The sequence below is a fragment of the Idiomarina seosinensis genome, from assembly GCF_044797955.1.
Classification (GTDB): domain Bacteria; phylum Pseudomonadota; class Gammaproteobacteria; order Enterobacterales; family Alteromonadaceae; genus Idiomarina; species Idiomarina seosinensis_A.
On the sequence record NZ_CP085211.1, the window covers coordinates 1,302,920 to 1,318,488 of the forward strand.

The window sequence follows — 15,569 nt, forward strand, 5'->3', positions numbered from 1 at the left end:
GGTACTTAATGTTGTTCTAACAGGACCGACTCAACCCGATCTTTTATTCGTTCGGGTAGCTGCGCGTGTGCTTCTGTTACTGCTTGTTTTATGGCACTGCCAAACGCTTTACTGTTAGCACTACCATGACTTTTTATAACCACACCGCGTAATCCTATCAAACTCGCACCGTTATAGTGGTCGGGCTTCAATGGTTCCCAGGATTTTTGCGTTCGTTTTTGCAAAAACCGGAAAAACCAGCGGTACATCCAATGTGACATCAAGGCAGATTTCATCTGCTCAACGATTAATGTTGCCAAACCTTCACAACTTTTTAGGGCGATATTGCCGACAAAACCGTCACATACAATTACATCTGCCTTGCCGCTGAACAGGTGGTTGCCTTCGATAAAACCACGATAGTTGACATGTTCAGAAGCAGATAATCGCTGCGCAGCGTTTTTTACTACATCGTTACCTTTTATATCCTCTTCGCCCATATTTAACAGCGAAACTTTAGGGGACGCACTGGATTCGATAACTTGTGCGGCGACGCTACCCATAACACCGAACTGAAACAGCGTTTCGGAATCACAACTGGCATTAGCACCAAGATCCAGTAAGTAGGAGCGGCCACCACGGGCATTAGGTAACGCCGCCATTAATGCCGGACGCAAGACACCGGGCAGAGTTTTTAACTGGAAGTAGGCCTTCGCCATCAGCGCGCCGGTGTTACCGCCACTGACCATGGCATCAGCTTCGCCTTTTGCCAGTAATTGCAGCGCAACGCTCATCGATGAGTCTGGTTTAGAACGTAAAGCCTGGCCCGGCTTCTCATTCATTTCGACAACCTGATCGGCGTGGATCAGCTTCACTTGGGGATGTTCAGATAATTGAAATTGTTTTAATAACGGCAGAATAATGTCTTGCTGGCCAACCACCAGAAACTGACACGATTTGGATGAAGAGATGTATTCAGCAAGCGCCTCAATAACAATAGAGGGGCCATTATCGCCCCCCATTGCATCGATCGCCAGGGTAATTTCAGGCATGGCCTGATAATTACGGATTAACGACCTTACGACCTTTGTAGTAACCATCAGCTGTTACATGGTGACGACGATGAGTCTCACCAGAGGTAGGGTCAACCGACAGTGTGGGGCCGCTGATTGCGTCGTGTGAACGACGCATGTCGCGTCTTGAACGACTTTTCTTACTCTTTTGAACAGCCATTTACGCTATCTCCTAGTTATTTACGCTTTAATTCCTGCAACACAGAAAAAGGGTTTTCAGAGGATTCATCAGAACCTTCATCGATTTCGCCCCAAGTCATTGCGTCGCGGTCTACCGGGCAATCCTTTGGCTCGTGTCTGGCAACCAAAGGTAACGCCAAAATTAATTCATCCTCAATCAACCCATGCAGATTGACTTCCCCAAACTCGTTAACCTCTACGCCTTCATAGCGCTCGGGTAACTCTTCCAGGTCCTGCTCAGAGGAAACAGGAGCATACGCAAAACGCGTGCTGATATCAACCGGAAATGGCTGATTACAGCGCTGACAGGTTAACTTAACGGCCGTTTTTGCTGTGCCACTAAAATAACTGATACCTTGCTCGTCAACCGCAAACTTAACTTCAACTTCCAGGTCCTGGTGACTTGTTTCTGCCAGCATCCCCTGAAATCGGGTCAGCCTGGTGGCAGGCACCAAACCATCGAAGGTTTGCTTTTTATTCGCACTTTTTACGGGATCGGCGGTTACCGGAATTCTTACCTTTTGCATAGCGGACGAAGTCTACCTTATCAATGAGGGTTTAAGCAAGCGGATTATCCCTTGCCAGTGGGTTTACATCGTGCTTTCGTAACATTTTTAACAACTCAATACTGGGCAATCCGATCAAGGTGTTAGGATCGTCGCCTTTTAGACTAGTAAACAGACTGATACCCAGGCCTTCGCTTTTAAAACTGCCGGCGCAGTTCAGTGGTTGTTCAAGCTGTACGTAGCGGGCAAGCTCGTCACGGCTCAGGTCACTGCGAAAATTAACTTCAAAGGGCACACAAATGGTTTCGGCTGTATCGCTGCGAGTATTATACAAACTCAGCCCGGTTAAAAAGGTCACCGTTTTGCCGACAAAACCAGTTAATTGCTCTATCGCCCTTTCTGCAGTGATCGGTTTACCCAGGATCTGTTGTTCGAATAATGCAACCTGATCAGAACCGATAACCAGAGCGTCGCCCAGGTCAGGAAGTTTGTCGATGGCGGCCCGCGCTTTTTGTTCTGCCAGTCGTTGCACTAACTGGCTGGCGCTTTCTCCGGCTTCAGGTGTTTCATCGATAGCCGGCTTACAAGTTTGATAATTCAGCCCCAGTTTATCAAGAATGGCTCGCCGATAAGGCGACGATGAAGCTAAAACAAGCGTTAATCCGGCCATACGTCCCCCTTAATTAAAGCTGGCAGCTGCTGCAGCTGGCTTATCACATGAACGGCACCGGCGGCTTTAAGCCTGTCGGCATCATGAACACCAAAGTCAACACCAATAGCATGCACACCGGCGGCTCTGGCCATCTGCATATCATGGACTGAATCGCCGACCATGATGGTATCGCGCTCGCTTACCTGAAATTCCTGCATTAACTGATGCAGCATTTCAGGGTCAGGTTTACCGCAGGTCTCATCAGCACAACGCGAACCATGAAATAAGTGGCCCACCCGAGTTTCCTGCCAAACACGATCCAGACCTCGGCGAGCTTTACCGGTCGCTACTGCAACGCCATGCCCACTCGTTCGCAGTGCATCCAGGGTATCGATCGCATCACTGAACAATGGTGTTGGGGTGGTATTTAAATCCACGTACTCGTCACGGTAACGTGCCAGAAACTGGCTTTTTTGATCATCGGGCAACTGGCCAAATAAACGCACCAGCGCCGGCTCGAGGCTTAAGCCAATGATATCTTTAACTGCCTGCTCTTCCGGTACCGACAAACGCACAGCTTCAGCAGTAACCCGCATGGCAGAAACAATGCGGGCTACCGAGTCCATCAGGGTGCCATCCCAGTCAAAAATGATCAGTTTGGAAAATTGCACGTGTGACCCTCTAAATTACGGTTAAGGTGTCTAGAAAGTGTTGCAACGAAGGCTCTAGTGGCGCCTCAAACTGCATTTCTTCAGAAGTTTTTGGGTGCGTTAATTTCAGCTGCCAGGCATGCAAAAACAGCCGTTTTAAACCTTTGTCACTCACTAGCTGCTCAAAGTCATTGTCGCCATATTTGGGGTCACCCGCAATCGGGTGTCCTGCATGCAGGGCATGCACTCTTATCTGATGAGTACGCCCGGTAACCGGGGATGCTTCCACCAACGTTGCCTGTTGGTAGCGTTGTCTGATGCGAAAGCGCGTATGAGACGGCTTACCCGCCGCATCAACTTTAACCAGCCGCTCACCCGACTGTAAGGTGTTTTTCAATAAAGGTGCTTCAATGTTACGACAGTTCTTTTGCCACTGACCGCGAACTAACGCTAAATATTGCTTTGTCATGGTCTTTTCCCGCAGCTGCTCATGCAGACCTTTTAAAACGGCCCGTTTTTTAGCAACCATAAGCAGCCCGCTGGTATCCCGATCGAGACGATGCACCAGCTCTAAATGCTGTTCTTGCGGGCGTAACGAACGCAACGCTTCGATCAGCCCGAATTTAAGCCCGGAGCCACCGTGTACTGCCATACCAGCCGGTTTATTAACCACCAGCAAAGCATCGTCTTCATAAAGGATGGCGTCTTCCAATGCTTGCACATGCTTTAAATTGGCCGAGGGTAACTCGGGCCGTTCTGACAGTTTTACCGGCGGAATACGAATTTCATCCCCCTGTTGCAGCTTGTAATCCGGTTTAATGCGTTTTTTATTGGCGCGGACTTCGCCTTTACGCACTATCCTGTAAACCAGTGACTTCGGTACCCCTTTTAATTTCGTCATAAGGAAGTTATCGATTCGCTGGCCTTGTTCTTCGCTGCTAACCTGGTGGAAGCTAACCTGTGTCTGTATCATTTTCATTTGGCGGATTTTACCATTATCCTTGCGAATATGCAGCGAAATTGTTACTTGTGTTCGACACTAAGTCTATGAAATAATGAAGTGTCGAAAAGTAAGCTGTTGGGAAAAGAAGATATTAAATGCACTAGGCGAGCTAGGCACCAACAGGACGACAAACAGTAAAAACTTGTTTTCGCGCAATCGAAAACGCTCGGTAACTTCTCCACGTCAGCATACGATGTCAGTCCTTTTGTTAGTAAACGAGACGGCCTTGAGATGTTGAAAGCACGGAGTAACAGTAGCAAAAGTCCAGAGCGTCATTTCCGGTTGTAGATTAAATCTAATCGCGACAGTATGACACGTAACAGTAGCCGAGTCGCTTTGTTACACGCACAGTCAAACCAATTCTTGTTACACGTTTTAAAACGGGTAACGCTGCAGGAGCCGTAACAAACGGCCTGCCGCAAACAACAATTTAACGATAGTGCATAAGCGCTGCACAATAGCGTGTCATGCTGTGGCCTAAAATTTGAGTCACAGTAATGAAAAGAATGTTAATCAATGCCACGCAGCTTGAAGAGTTGCGTGTTGCTCTGGTCGACGGCCAGCGCCTCTATGACCTGGATATCGAGAGCCCGGGTCACGAACAAAAGAAATCCAATATTTATAAAGGTAAAATAACTCGTATAGAGCCCAGTTTAGAAGCTGCCTTTGTTGACTATGGAGCCGAACGCCACGGCTTTCTTCCCCTTAAAGAAATTGCCAAAACTTACTTCCCGAAAGGCTACACCTTTCAGGGTCGTCCTAATATTAAAGAGGTCGTGTCCGAAGGCCAGGAAGTTATTGTCCAGATTGATAAAGAAGAACGTGGACAAAAAGGCGCAGCCTTAACCACCTTTATCTCGCTGGCCGGTAGCTATTTGGTATTAATGCCCAATAATCCCCGCGCCGGAGGTATCTCCCGCCGCATTGAAGGCGATGAGCGCTCAGCCCTTAAAGAAGCGCTGAGCGAGCTAAACGTTCCTAAAGAAATGGGCTTAATTGTTCGTACTGCTGGCGTTGGCAAATCGAAAGAAGAGCTTGAATGGGATCTTAATGTCCTGTTGCATCACTGGAATGCGATCAGTACAACAGCTAACGAGCGCCCTGCCCCATTTTTAATCCATCAGGAAAGCAACGTAATTTTCCGTGCTTTGCGGGATTATCTAAGACGGGATATTGGCGAAGTTCTGATTGATAGCCAAAAGGTTTACGACCAGGTCCGTAACCACATTCAACTGATACGACCCGATTTCTTAAGCCGGGTGAAGTTGTATCAGGGCGATGTTCCGTTATTCACCCATTATCAAATTGAAAGCCAAATTGAGTCAGCTTTCCAGCGGGAGGTTCGGCTACCGTCCGGCGGTTCGATTGTCATCGATCCGACCGAAGCCTTAACCTCAATCGATATTAATTCGTCCAGAGCCACAAAAGGCGGCGATATCGAGGAAACTGCGTTACAGACAAACCTTGAGGCGGCTGAGGAAATTGCCCGTCAGCTACGCTTACGCGACTTAGGTGGTCTGGTAGTCATTGACTTTATTGATATGACCCCTGCCCGCCATCAACGGGATGTCGAAAATCGCTTAAGAGACAGTCTGGCGCAAGACCGTGCGCGTATTCAGGTAGCCCGTATTTCACGCTTCGGGTTGCTGGAAATGTCACGTCAGCGGCTGCGTCCGTCGTTAGGCGAGTCTTCCAATAACGTTTGCCCCCGTTGTAACGGTCAGGGTTCTATTCGCTCGAGCGAGTCTTTAGCGTTATCTATTTTACGATTAATCGAAGAAGAGGCCATTAAAGACAATACCATACAGGTACAAGCTCAAGTTCCTGTTTCGGTGGCCACTTATTTATTGAATGAAAAACGCGCCGCTGTCAACGAAGTCGAGCAGCGACACAATATTAAGGCCGTCATCATTCCTAATCATCACCTGGATACTCCACATTTTGATGTGACCCGTATTCGTGATGATGAAGTTCCGGAGGCCTCAAGTTTTCAGCTGCAGCAGAAGCCAGAGCGCGATGAAAGCGTGGTTATTACACTGACCAAAGATCGCCAGCAGATTGAAGAACCCGCACTTAAAGGGTTGCAGGCCCCCGTAGCACCAACTCCGACAGCTCCTACTGCGCCCGTTGCAAAAGACGCAGTTAGTCCAACGATGCCATCGCTATTAACTCGTCTCAGTCAGTGGCTAAATAAGCTGCTGAAAAAGAGTGAACAAGAGAAAAGCACAGAAACTCCGGCAGAAAAAAGCAGCGAAGATACTAAACAGCGCAGTAACCAGCGTCGTGGCCGGAATAATCGCGGTGGTAACCGCAATTCGCGCAACCGTAATCGCAAACCGAACGAACAGCGTCAGGCAAGTAAAGAAACAGCGGAGACAGCTGTCGATAAAACCGCTGAGGATGCTAAAGGCAGCGACGACAAACAGGACACCCGTGCGTCCGGCAATCGGCGTGGTAATCGCCGTGGTCGCAATCGTACGCGTCCGGCCCGCAAGCCGGAAACTGAGCAACAACCGGCTACCGAAGCTACTGCTGAGGCTACACCGGCTAAAGAGCCTGCTAAGGAGCAACAGCCACAACAGCCGAAAAAACGGCGTCAGCAGAAACCTATGGAGCGCTCAGTACGGATCAAGCCATCAGCCGGCCAAGCTGATGAACAACCGCAGAGCGACACTGCAGCTAAATCTCAGCCGCTAACCACAGCGCCTGAGACAGAAGTTACGACGGCTGCAGAGCAACACCAGCCGAGCCCTGAAAAGCTGGCCTCTAAAGTACGTGACCCACGGTTGCAGGCGGCTGCTGAACTGATTGAGAAAGAGCAGCAGAACCAGCCCCAGGCCGCGGCTGAAAATAACGTAGAAGAACCGAGCCAGGAAACCCAGGCGCCGCAAGCGCAAGTCAAACCTGAACCCGAGGTTGAAACTTCGCAGGAAGCTAAACCAGAAGCTAAACCAGAAGTTAAACCTGAGGCTGAGCCCAAAGCTGAATCAGTGCCAGAGGTGCAGCCTGAAACCGAGGCTGAAGTTGAGCCGGAAGTAGAGACTCCCCCAGCGGCAGAATCAGCACCTAAGGAGTCGGTGGAACAGGAAACACAAGAGCCTCAGACTGCTGAAAAAGCGCAACCCGAGGCCAAGCCCGAGCGTAATCGTTCGCGTCGCTCACCGCGTCACCAGCGCGCTGCAGGGCAAAAACGGAAACGTGACAAGCAGGCAAATGCTAAAGCTTCTGCCGACCAAAGCCAGCCCGTTTATCCGGCTCAGGCTCGTGCAAAAGCATTCGCCGATATGACTAAGGCCAGCTCAATTCAGTCTAATCAAGCTTTTAGTCCGTTGCCGGTCGCTGCCGATGCAGGCCGCCCACAATTTACTAAAGATGAGCGTGTTGCCATGCTGGAGCAGGCACGCTCCAGAGCGGCTGCAGAAATGACAAAGTGCTCGTAAGAGACAACTGAACAAAAAAAGCCCCGTTAACGCGGGGCTTTTTTATGGCTGCCGTTGGGGTTGCCAGGCTACTTAATCTAAACTGATCAGTGGCTGGTTTTTTTCCAGTGTGCGTAAGCCAATACCTTTTACATCCAGCAATTGTTCCAGCTCGGTAAAACCACCCAATTGTTCACGTAACTGAATAATTTGCTCTGCTCTTTTAAGGCCAATACCAACCATTGCTGCGGCAAGCTCCTGCACCGAAGCGGTATTAATATTCAGCTTTTGTGACGCTTCCTGTGCGGCAGCTGCCTGTTGAGTCACGGGCGCGCTGACAAAACTAGCCATTACCGGCGCTGTAATAATACTACTCAGCACCAGGCTGGTTGCCAGCACCGTCATTGTTTTCCTTAACATAGAAAGTTTTCCTTATCAGTCGCTGCCAGATGCAGCAATCAGACTATAGATAAAAGCTCCTGAGTTGCCACTGATAGCCCAGACAATGCGAAATAGCGGATAAAAATTTACGTATTATGCAGGATTGATTTCATTAATAACGTCCAGCACTGCCTGATGAGGATTATCGGCCTGAGTTATCGGTCTCCCAATAACCATAAAGTCGACTCCACAAGCTACCGCCTCCGCCGGTGTTAACGTCCTTTTTTGATCGTCTTTGTCTGCACTGGCCGGTCGAATTCCCGGTGTCATCAGTTTGAACTCTGAACCTAATTGAGCGCGCAACAGTTGCGCTTCTTTTGCCGAGCAAACAACACCATCTAATCCGGCCTGTTGCGACAGCTTGGCCAACTTAACCACTTGCTCGTTAACCGGGCGCCCAACACCCAGGCTGACCAAATCATCATCATCCATCGACGTCAGCACGGTCACCGCAATCAGTAAAGGCGGCTGTTCAAATTCACTTAGCGCCTGCTTCGCAGCCTGCATCATTTTAACGCCGCCACTGGCATGGACATTGACAATATCAACGTGCAAACGCGCAGCGGCAGCTACCGCTTTCGCTACAGTATTAGGAATATCGTGGAACTTAAGATCGAGAAACACCGAAAAGCCTTTATCCACTTGTTCAGTCACCCAGTCCGGCCCCTCAGTGGTAAACAGCTCTTTACCCACTTTTATTCCTACTTTTTGTGGGTCCAGTTGCGAAACCATGGCATCTGCCTGCACCCGATTATGGTAGTCAAGGGCGACATAAATTTTTGGTAAGTTCATAAGATTATTCACCGTCTAGTCCTATAATTGGTTTTGTTGTGTTCCAGCTTTTACAGCTGGGGCACTGCCAGTACAATGTATGCCCTGCGAACCCACAATGGCGGCAGCAGTATTTCGGGCGCTGGCTGATATGCTCGGCAACCATACTCTGCAGAATTTTAAGGCTTTCGCGCGCATTACCGACGTCTGCAGCACGGATATGAAAATCCATAAGCTGGCGAAAGCCCCGCATGGTCGGATGATTTACCATGTTTTTTCGTAAAAAACGCTCAGCTGCCTGACCGCCCTGGGTCTGAAAGATATATTCAGAAAGCGTGATAACCGCGCTGGTTCCGGCATCTTCTGCCACACAGTCCTGTAAAAACTCCACATAAGGCAGAGTATCGCCCATGGCGCTGTAAACTTGCTCTAATGGCTCAAGTACTTCGCAGACAAGAACTTTGTCCTGCTGCAACACGCGTTGATAATTACTCACTGCCTGGGGGTAATTCATTTGGCGGGCATAAAGGTGACCGAGCGCAATACTTGCCCGTACACAACGGGTATCGTGCTTCAGAGCTTTCTTATAGTGCTTAATGGCAGCTTCAGCACCAACATCCAGCTCAGCGAGTTGACAATACAGTTGCGCGATAACGGGTTCGACGCCGGCCTGCTCTTTACTTAATCGCAAAGCAACTTTTATCGCTTTGTCCCACTCATGGGTCGCCTGAAACAGCTCTAATAAGTTTTTACGGCTACGGGCACGGAACGCTTTGTGTTGCTGCAGTCCGGAAAACATTTGTTCGGCGCGGTCATAAATGCCGGCAGCCAAATAGTCTTTACCTAACTCAAACATCGCCGTTAAGCGATCGTGTTCAGCTATATTGGGTCGCGAGGTTAAGTTCTGATGAATTTTTATGGCGCGTTCAACTTCACCACGACGGCGAAATAGTTTGCCCAGCGTCCAGTGGGTTTCCAGGGTTTCACTATCGACGTCCAGTAACTCAACAAAGAGATCAACGGCCTTGTCAGACTGATCCGACAGAAGCAAATTCAGCCCGGTGGCATATTGTTTCGAGAACCTTTGCTGTTCTTTGCGTTCTTCGCTGCGCACACTATTGCGTCCCATGAACCAGCCATAGGCGGCGGCAACAGGGAGCAATAAAAACAACAGCTCAAGCATCGCAATTAATCCTGTGACTCATCCGCGCTATCGTGTTTGCGTTTTAATGCCACATACTTTTTTAACAGACGGTTATAGCCAAATTTCCATTTTAATAAAGCAAAAAGGTAAAATGCGACAGCGATGATAAAGCCGAGACCCAGAAATATCCCGGCGACGGCCGCAACGGAAAGTTGACTCTCAAAAATCAAAAAGTTGACCGTCACCTGGCTCGCGTTTTGTGCGCCAAAACCCAGTGCGATAAAAAAAATGATCAGAATGGGTATAATGAACAATAATTTTTTTAACATTTGTGTCCCTACTCGTCCTGTTAAGAATTTTCATACGCCCATAAAAAAACGGCATGCCAGTATAGCATGCCGTTTTTATCATTCGAGCGCAAAGCTTAAGTTAAATTGTCGACTCGTTCGCGGAGTTCTTTCCCCGCTTTAAAGTGCGGAACATATTTACCTTTTAACTCAACTCGTTCGCCCGTTTTAGGATTACGCCCAATGCGGGGCGAACGATAATGCAATGAAAAGCTACCAAATCCGCGAATTTCGATACGCTGACCATGAGCCAGGCTTTGTACCATCTGTTCAAGGACCTCTTTGACTGCAGACTCAACCGTTGCAGGGGGAAGATCCTGATACTTCAGTGCTAACCGTTCAATCAACTCTGATTTTGTCATTACCTTACCTCCTGCCAAACGTTTAAACGGCTGTGTTAACAGCCGTCTTATAGGTTTTAGTCGTCAGTTTTAGCGGCTTTAAATGCTTCAGCCATTGCGCTGTTCAGGCCTGAGCTGTCTTGTTGCTTGTTGACTTGCTCAACCGCTTCTTTTTCTTCAACTTCATCTTTCGCACGGATAGATAAGCTGATAACACGGTTTTTACGATCAACACCCATGAAGCGTGCTTCAACGGAATCGCCAACGCTCAGTTCAGTTGATGCGTCTTCGACACGGTCGCGTGAAATATCTGCGGCGCGAACGTAGCCTTCAACGCTGTCTGCCAATTCAACTTTAGCGCCTTTAGCATCGACTTCAGAAACGGTACCTGTAACAACAGTTCCTTTCTTATTAGCTGCTAAATAGTTGTTGAACGGGTCTTCTTCAAGCTGTTTGATGCCCAAAGAAATACGCTCACGCTCGGCGTCAACTTGCATTACAACGGCAGTAACTTCTTCGCCTTTTTTGTAATCGCGAACCGCTTCTTCACCGGTTGCGTTCCAGCTGATGTCAGATAAGTGAACCAGACCATCAATACCGCCGTCAAGACCAATAAAGATACCAAAGTCAGTGATTGACTTGATCTTACCGGTAACTTGCTCGCCTTTATTGTGGTTTTTAGCAAACTCTTCCCATGGGTTTGGCTTACACTGCTTAAGGCCAAGAGAAATACGACGACGTTCTTCGTCGATTTCCAGAACCATAACTTCAACAGTATCATCCAGGTTAACAACCTTAGAAGGGTGTACATTTTTGTTTGTCCAGTCCATTTCGGAAACGTGTACCAGACCTTCCACACCTTCTTCGATTTCTACAAAGCAACCGTAATCAGTCAGATTCGTAACACGACCGGTTAAACGGGTACCTTCTGGATAACGATTAGCGATATCTGCCCAAGGATCTTCGCCTAACTGTTTCAGACCCAGTGAAACGCGCGTACGTTCGCGGTCAAACTTAAGTACTTTAACAGTGATTTCATCACCAACATTGACAATTTCGCTGGGGTGCTTAACACGCTTCCAGGCCATATCAGTGATGTGTAACAGACCGTCTACGCCACCTAAATCAACAAATGCGCCGTAGTCAGTAAGGTTTTTGACGATACCTTTAACTTCTTGACCTTCCTGCAAGTTTTCAAGCAGCTCTTCGCGCTCTGCACTGTTTTCTTTTTCAATAACAGCACGGCGTGAAACGACAACGTTGTTGCGCTTCTGATCCAGCTTAATAACTTTGAATTCCAGGTCTTTGTTTTCCAGGTGAGTTGTTTCACGTACTGGACGAACATCAACCAGAGAACCTGGTAAGAAGGCACGAACGCCACCAAGGTCGACAGTAAAGCCACCTTTAACTTTACCAGAAATAATACCGGTAACAGTTGCGTTATCTTCGTATGCTTTTTCCAGCTGCAGCCAGGCTTCGTAGCGCTTAGCTTTTTCGCGTGAAAGAATAGTTTCACCAAAACCGTCTTCAACTGCATCCAGAGCAACATCGACTTCATCACCGATTGCTACTTCAAGTTCGCCTTCAGCATTGCGGAATTGTTCGGCTGGGATAGCACTTTCAGATTTAAGGCCTGCGTCGACTAGAATAAGATCTTTTTCAATACCGACGATGGTACCTTTAACGATGGAGCCCGGGCGAGTTTCGACTTCTTTTAGGCTTTCTTCAAACAGCTGTGCAAAATTTTCTGACATATTAAATAACTTCGCTTTTTAATGACGGCCACTGAACATCCTGTACAGCGGGGTTATGAATAAAGTCTGCGGGTATCCTTACAGCAGACACCTAAATAATCAGGCAATGACAACATTGCCTGATTAGCTAGTCCTGTGGCAATTTGCTACGCACAAATGCCAAAATTTGTTCCATTACCTGCTCCACGCTCAATTCTGTCGAATCAATATATAGCGCATCTTCAGCTGGTAATAATGGCGCGACACTGCGTTCGGTATCACGTTTATCGCGCTCTTCGATTTCGCCTATTAATTGTTCAATATTAGCATCAAAGCCTTTTTCTCGCAATTGCTTATAGCGCCGGTCGGCTCTTTCCTGTGCGGAAGCGGTTAAAAATACCTTAGCATCGGCGTCGTTAAATACTACCGTGCCCATATCGCGGCCATCTGCAACCAGACCCGGATTTTCTTTGAATGCTCTTTGGCGTCGCAACAAGGCTTCCCGGACCCGCGGTAAGGCAGCAATCTTTGAGGCCATATTGCCGACTTTCTCGGTGCGGATGGTTAAAGTCACGTCCTCACCTTCAAGAATGATGTGAGTTAAACCATCATCCTCTTGCGCTTCAAATTTAACGTCGAGATCCACGGCCAGGGCGGCCAGACTTTCTTCATTGCTTTCGGAAAAATCATGATGCAGTGCGGCCAGCGCCAACACCCGGTATATGGCCCCGCTATCCAACAGGTGCCAGCCTAATTTTTCCGCTAATAAACGACTTACGGTGCCTTTGCCCGAGCCACTTGGTCCATCAATTGTTATAACTGGCGTATGCGCTGTCATAGAATCCTCTGTTACGCTCCCTATCGCAATGATTAGCGGCGCAATTATACGCGCTCGTTAAATTTTTGCACCCTAAGTTAGATGACAAAGCCGTGAAAATTCGCTAAAAAACTGTGGGTAGGTTTTTGCGCAACAGGCCGGATCATTAATGCTGACACCTGCCGGCGAAAAAGAAGCCAGGGCAAAACACATTGCCATACGGTGGTCATCGTAAGTGTCGACCGTTGCATGCTGCCAGCGTTCGGGGGGAGTTATCAGCAAGTAGTCAGACCCCTCTTCTACCGTAGCTCCGGTTTTTCGCAACTCTGTAGCCATAGCCGCTAATCGGTCGGTTTCTTTCACTCGCCAGTTAGCCACATTTCGTATTGCCGTTGTACCCTTTGCAAATAACGCAAGAGGCGCTAAAGTCATACTGGCGTCGGGTATGGCATTGCCATCAAAATCAATAGCCTGCAAGGGCTGCCCTCCGGTAACCCGGATAGCGTTTGCAAAAAATTCGACATCAGCACCCATGCGGCTGACGACTTCAGTAAAGTCGACATCCCCCTGAATAGAGTCTTTTCCCACCCCTTTAATGGTCAGGCTTCCACCACTAATAGCGGCTGCCGCCATCCAGTAACTGGCACCACTGGCATCGCCCTCGACAAAGTAATCACCCGGCGAGCGCAATGACTGTTTACCGGGAATAAAAAACTCCTGCTCAGAAACCGTGTCAATACGCACACCAAAATCGTCCAGCATGGCCAGAGTTAAATCAATGTAGGGCCGCGAAACAATATTTCCGGTCAAGGTTAAACTGGAGTCTCCCGCTAACAGCGGTAAAGCAATTAACAAGGCACTGATGAACTGGCTGGAGACACTGCCGTCAATGCTGAAGTGGCCGGCCTGAAGCCCTCCACACACTTCCACAGGCGGATAACCCTGCTGGCCCAGATAGCTGATGCCGGCCTGTTGTTGCGCCAGACTATCAACCAGATCTTTGACGGGCCGCTCGCGCATGCGTGGGTCACCGTCCAGGCGCAGTTGTTGATCGTCGTTTAAAGTTGCTGCTAACACCGCCAGTAACGGCCGCATTGCTGTACCGGCGTTACCCAGCTGCAAAACTTGCTGCTGTGGCTTCCAGCGACCGCCGCAACCGGCCACCGTCACCTGAGTATGATTGTCCACTGTCAGGCCGACACCCAAAGCATTTAGAGCGTCCATCATGCGGGCGGTATCGTCACTGCGCAACATGTTGTGCAATACCACAGGCTGCCGGCACAGCGCTGCTAACAGTAAGGCCCGATTAGCAATACTCTTTGAACCGGGTAAAGTAACTTCGCCGCTGCAAGGTACCACTGACTGCAGCCTGAGTGTATCCGGTAACTTCGACATGATTAATTCTTGGCTGAAGCGATGCGATTCATGGCATCAATAAAGGCCTGATTCTCTTCCGGCAAGCCAATACTAACCCGCAGGTGATTAGGCAGACCATAGCCACCCACCGGCCGGACGATAACACCCTGGTGCAATAATTTTTGGTAGATTTCGCCGGCATCAGGCCCCACTTCGATAGTCAGAAAGTTACCGTAGGAAGGGATATAATTATAGCCATTTTGCTGGCAAAACTCAGTTAACTGCTGCATCCCCTGCTGGTTTACCCGGACCGCTTTTTGCAAATACTCATGGTCGTCCAGTATCACTTCTGCGGCTTTTAATGACAGCGAATTTACATTAAATGGCTGTCGGATGCGGTTCATCAAATCAGCGATTTCCACGCTGCTGACCGCATAGCCTGCTCGTAATCCGGCTAACCCGTAAGCCTTGGAAAAGGTCCGTGATACCACTAAATTGGGATAGTCATGCAACCATGCAACGGATGGGGCTCGTTCATTCTCAGGCACGTATTCTGAATAGGCTTCGTCCAGCACCACCAACACCCTTGACGGGACCTTATCTAAAAAGCTCTGTAAAGCTTCAGTGGTTAGAAAGGTGCCGGTTGGATTATTTGGGTTAGCAACAAAAATCATCTTGGTTTTTTCGCTAACAGCCGCTGCCATTGCATCCAGGTCATGGCCATAATTACGGGCCGCGACAGACACCCCCTTAGCGCCGATAGCCTGAGTAACCAGTGGGTAAACAACAAATGCATGTTGCGAATAAATCACTTCGTCTGCAGCACTTACAAAGGTACGGGCTAATATTTCCAATACATCGTTAGAGCCATTGCCAAGAGTAATTTGTTGCGGCTGTACTTGATGTAACGCGGCCAATTTACTTTTTAAATAAAAGCCATTAGCGTCCGGGTAACGAATTAACTCCTCGACTTCGGCCTGCAACGCCGTGCGGACCTTTCCACTGAGTCCTAACGGATTCTCATTCGAAGCAAGCTTAATTACTTTTGCTAAACCCAGCTCGCGTTGTAACTCGTCCATGGGTTTGCCTGCCTGATAAGGCTGTAATTGCCGTACGCCTGGGTTAGCGGCGGCTTTTGCATCAAATACTGACATAAT

The 15,569-nt window shown here is 48.7% G+C and carries 16 protein-coding genes; 1 reads left to right on the forward strand and 15 read right to left on the reverse strand.

Going from position 1 to position 15,569, the window contains the following annotated elements; all coding sequences use genetic code 11:
* Positions 1-5 precede the first annotated feature (5 nt).
* The 6 genes from plsX to rluC are packed head-to-tail and all read right to left on the reverse strand — an operon-like array spanning position 6 to position 4,019.
* A complete protein-coding gene (gene plsX, locus LG288_RS06230) occupies positions 6-1,031 on the reverse strand; it encodes a phosphate acyltransferase PlsX (RefSeq protein WP_404403048.1) in 1,026 nt (341 codons plus the stop codon).
* Positions 1,032-1,041: 10 nt separating this feature from the next.
* The gene (rpmF, locus tag LG288_RS06235) at positions 1,042-1,212 is read right to left on the reverse strand and encodes a 50S ribosomal protein L32 (RefSeq protein ID WP_404399244.1); all 171 of its coding nucleotides are present in this window, start codon (positions 1,210-1,212) and stop codon (positions 1,042-1,044) included.
* 16 nt (positions 1,213-1,228) lie between these two features.
* Positions 1,229-1,759 carry a 23S rRNA accumulation protein YceD gene (gene yceD, locus LG288_RS06240; RefSeq protein ID WP_404399245.1) on the reverse strand — a complete coding sequence of 177 codons (531 nt, stop codon included), beginning with the start codon at positions 1,757-1,759 and terminating at the stop codon, positions 1,229-1,231.
* A gap of 31 nt (positions 1,760-1,790) precedes the next feature.
* Entirely contained in the window at positions 1,791-2,408 is a 618-nt protein-coding gene (locus LG288_RS06245) for a Maf family protein (RefSeq protein WP_404399246.1), read from the reverse strand.
* Entirely contained in the window at positions 2,396-3,061 is a 666-nt protein-coding gene (locus LG288_RS06250) for an HAD-IIIA family hydrolase (RefSeq protein ID WP_404399247.1), read from the reverse strand. The genes LG288_RS06245 and LG288_RS06250 overlap by 13 nt, the downstream gene beginning before the upstream one ends.
* 10 nt (positions 3,062-3,071) lie before the next feature.
* The gene (gene rluC / locus LG288_RS06255) at positions 3,072-4,019 is read right to left on the reverse strand and encodes a 23S rRNA pseudouridine(955/2504/2580) synthase RluC (protein ID WP_404399248.1); all 948 of its coding nucleotides are present in this window, start codon (positions 4,017-4,019) and stop codon (positions 3,072-3,074) included.
* A gap of 521 nt (positions 4,020-4,540) precedes the next feature.
* Between rluC and rne the strand changes: the two genes are divergently transcribed.
* Positions 4,541-7,483 carry a ribonuclease E gene (rne, locus tag LG288_RS06260; protein WP_404399250.1) on the forward strand — a complete coding sequence of 981 codons (2,943 nt, stop codon included), beginning with the start codon at positions 4,541-4,543 and terminating at the stop codon, positions 7,481-7,483.
* 72 nt (positions 7,484-7,555) lie between these two features.
* Here the strand turns inward: rne and LG288_RS06265 are convergent, their stop codons facing one another.
* The 9 genes from LG288_RS06265 to hisC form a co-directional block, all read right to left on the reverse strand.
* Positions 7,556-7,882 carry a ComEA family DNA-binding protein gene (locus LG288_RS06265; protein ID WP_404399251.1) on the reverse strand — a complete coding sequence of 109 codons (327 nt, stop codon included), beginning with the start codon at positions 7,880-7,882 and terminating at the stop codon, positions 7,556-7,558.
* Positions 7,883-7,996: 114 nt separating this feature from the next.
* The gene (gene pyrF, locus LG288_RS06270; protein WP_404399253.1) at positions 7,997-8,695 is read right to left on the reverse strand and encodes an orotidine-5'-phosphate decarboxylase; all 699 of its coding nucleotides are present in this window, start codon (positions 8,693-8,695) and stop codon (positions 7,997-7,999) included.
* Between the two features lie 4 nt (positions 8,696-8,699).
* Entirely contained in the window at positions 8,700-9,857 is a 1,158-nt protein-coding gene (gene lapB / locus LG288_RS06275; protein WP_404399254.1) for a lipopolysaccharide assembly protein LapB, read from the reverse strand.
* A 5-nt stretch (positions 9,858-9,862) separates the two neighbouring features.
* The gene (locus LG288_RS06280; RefSeq protein WP_404399256.1) at positions 9,863-10,147 is read right to left on the reverse strand and encodes a lipopolysaccharide assembly protein LapA domain-containing protein; all 285 of its coding nucleotides are present in this window, start codon (positions 10,145-10,147) and stop codon (positions 9,863-9,865) included.
* Positions 10,148-10,242: 95 nt separating this feature from the next.
* Complete coding sequence (locus LG288_RS06285; protein WP_404399258.1) at positions 10,243-10,527, reverse strand: integration host factor subunit beta; 285 nt, start codon at positions 10,525-10,527, stop codon at positions 10,243-10,245.
* 56 nt (positions 10,528-10,583) lie between these two features.
* A complete protein-coding gene (gene rpsA / locus LG288_RS06290; protein WP_404399259.1) occupies positions 10,584-12,260 on the reverse strand; it encodes a 30S ribosomal protein S1 in 1,677 nt (558 codons plus the stop codon).
* A gap of 127 nt (positions 12,261-12,387) precedes the next feature.
* A complete protein-coding gene (cmk, locus tag LG288_RS06295) occupies positions 12,388-13,077 on the reverse strand; it encodes a (d)CMP kinase (RefSeq protein ID WP_404399260.1) in 690 nt (229 codons plus the stop codon).
* Positions 13,078-13,149: 72 nt separating this feature from the next.
* On the reverse strand, positions 13,150-14,451 hold the full coding sequence (gene aroA / locus LG288_RS06300; protein ID WP_404399261.1) for a 3-phosphoshikimate 1-carboxyvinyltransferase: 1,302 nt from the start codon (positions 14,449-14,451) through the stop codon (positions 13,150-13,152).
* 2 nt (positions 14,452-14,453) lie between these two features.
* Entirely contained in the window at positions 14,454-15,566 is a 1,113-nt protein-coding gene (hisC, locus tag LG288_RS06305) for a histidinol-phosphate transaminase (protein ID WP_404399262.1), read from the reverse strand.
* Positions 15,567-15,569 lie beyond the last annotated feature (3 nt).

Coding starts and splice junctions, on each gene's coding strand:
- aroA (WP_404399261.1), bottom strand. CDS start 14,451: ATGTCGAAGTTACCGGATACACTCAGGCTGCAGTCAGTGGTACCTTGC.
- LG288_RS06265 (WP_404399251.1), bottom strand. CDS start 7,882: ATGTTAAGGAAAACAATGACGGTGCTGGCAACCAGCCTGGTGCTGAGT.
- lapB (WP_404399254.1), bottom strand. CDS start 9,857: ATGCTTGAGCTGTTGTTTTTATTGCTCCCTGTTGCCGCCGCCTATGGC.
- rpmF (WP_404399244.1), bottom strand. CDS start 1,212: ATGGCTGTTCAAAAGAGTAAGAAAAGTCGTTCAAGACGCGACATGCGT.
- plsX (WP_404403048.1), bottom strand. CDS start 1,031: ATGCCTGAAATTACCCTGGCGATCGATGCAATGGGGGGCGATAATGGC.
- hisC (WP_404399262.1), bottom strand. CDS start 15,566: ATGTCAGTATTTGATGCAAAAGCCGCCGCTAACCCAGGCGTACGGCAA.
- LG288_RS06245 (WP_404399246.1), bottom strand. CDS start 2,408: ATGGCCGGATTAACGCTTGTTTTAGCTTCATCGTCGCCTTATCGGCGA.
- rpsA (WP_404399259.1), bottom strand. CDS start 12,260: ATGTCAGAAAATTTTGCACAGCTGTTTGAAGAAAGCCTAAAAGAAGTC.
- LG288_RS06280 (WP_404399256.1), bottom strand. CDS start 10,147: ATGTTAAAAAAATTATTGTTCATTATACCCATTCTGATCATTTTTTTT.
- pyrF (WP_404399253.1), bottom strand. CDS start 8,695: ATGAACTTACCAAAAATTTATGTCGCCCTTGACTACCATAATCGGGTG.
- LG288_RS06285 (WP_404399258.1), bottom strand. CDS start 10,527: ATGACAAAATCAGAGTTGATTGAACGGTTAGCACTGAAGTATCAGGAT.
- rluC (WP_404399248.1), bottom strand. CDS start 4,019: ATGAAAATGATACAGACACAGGTTAGCTTCCACCAGGTTAGCAGCGAA.
- rne (WP_404399250.1), top strand. CDS start 4,541: ATGAAAAGAATGTTAATCAATGCCACGCAGCTTGAAGAGTTGCGTGTT.
- cmk (WP_404399260.1), bottom strand. CDS start 13,077: ATGACAGCGCATACGCCAGTTATAACAATTGATGGACCAAGTGGCTCG.
- yceD (WP_404399245.1), bottom strand. CDS start 1,759: ATGCAAAAGGTAAGAATTCCGGTAACCGCCGATCCCGTAAAAAGTGCG.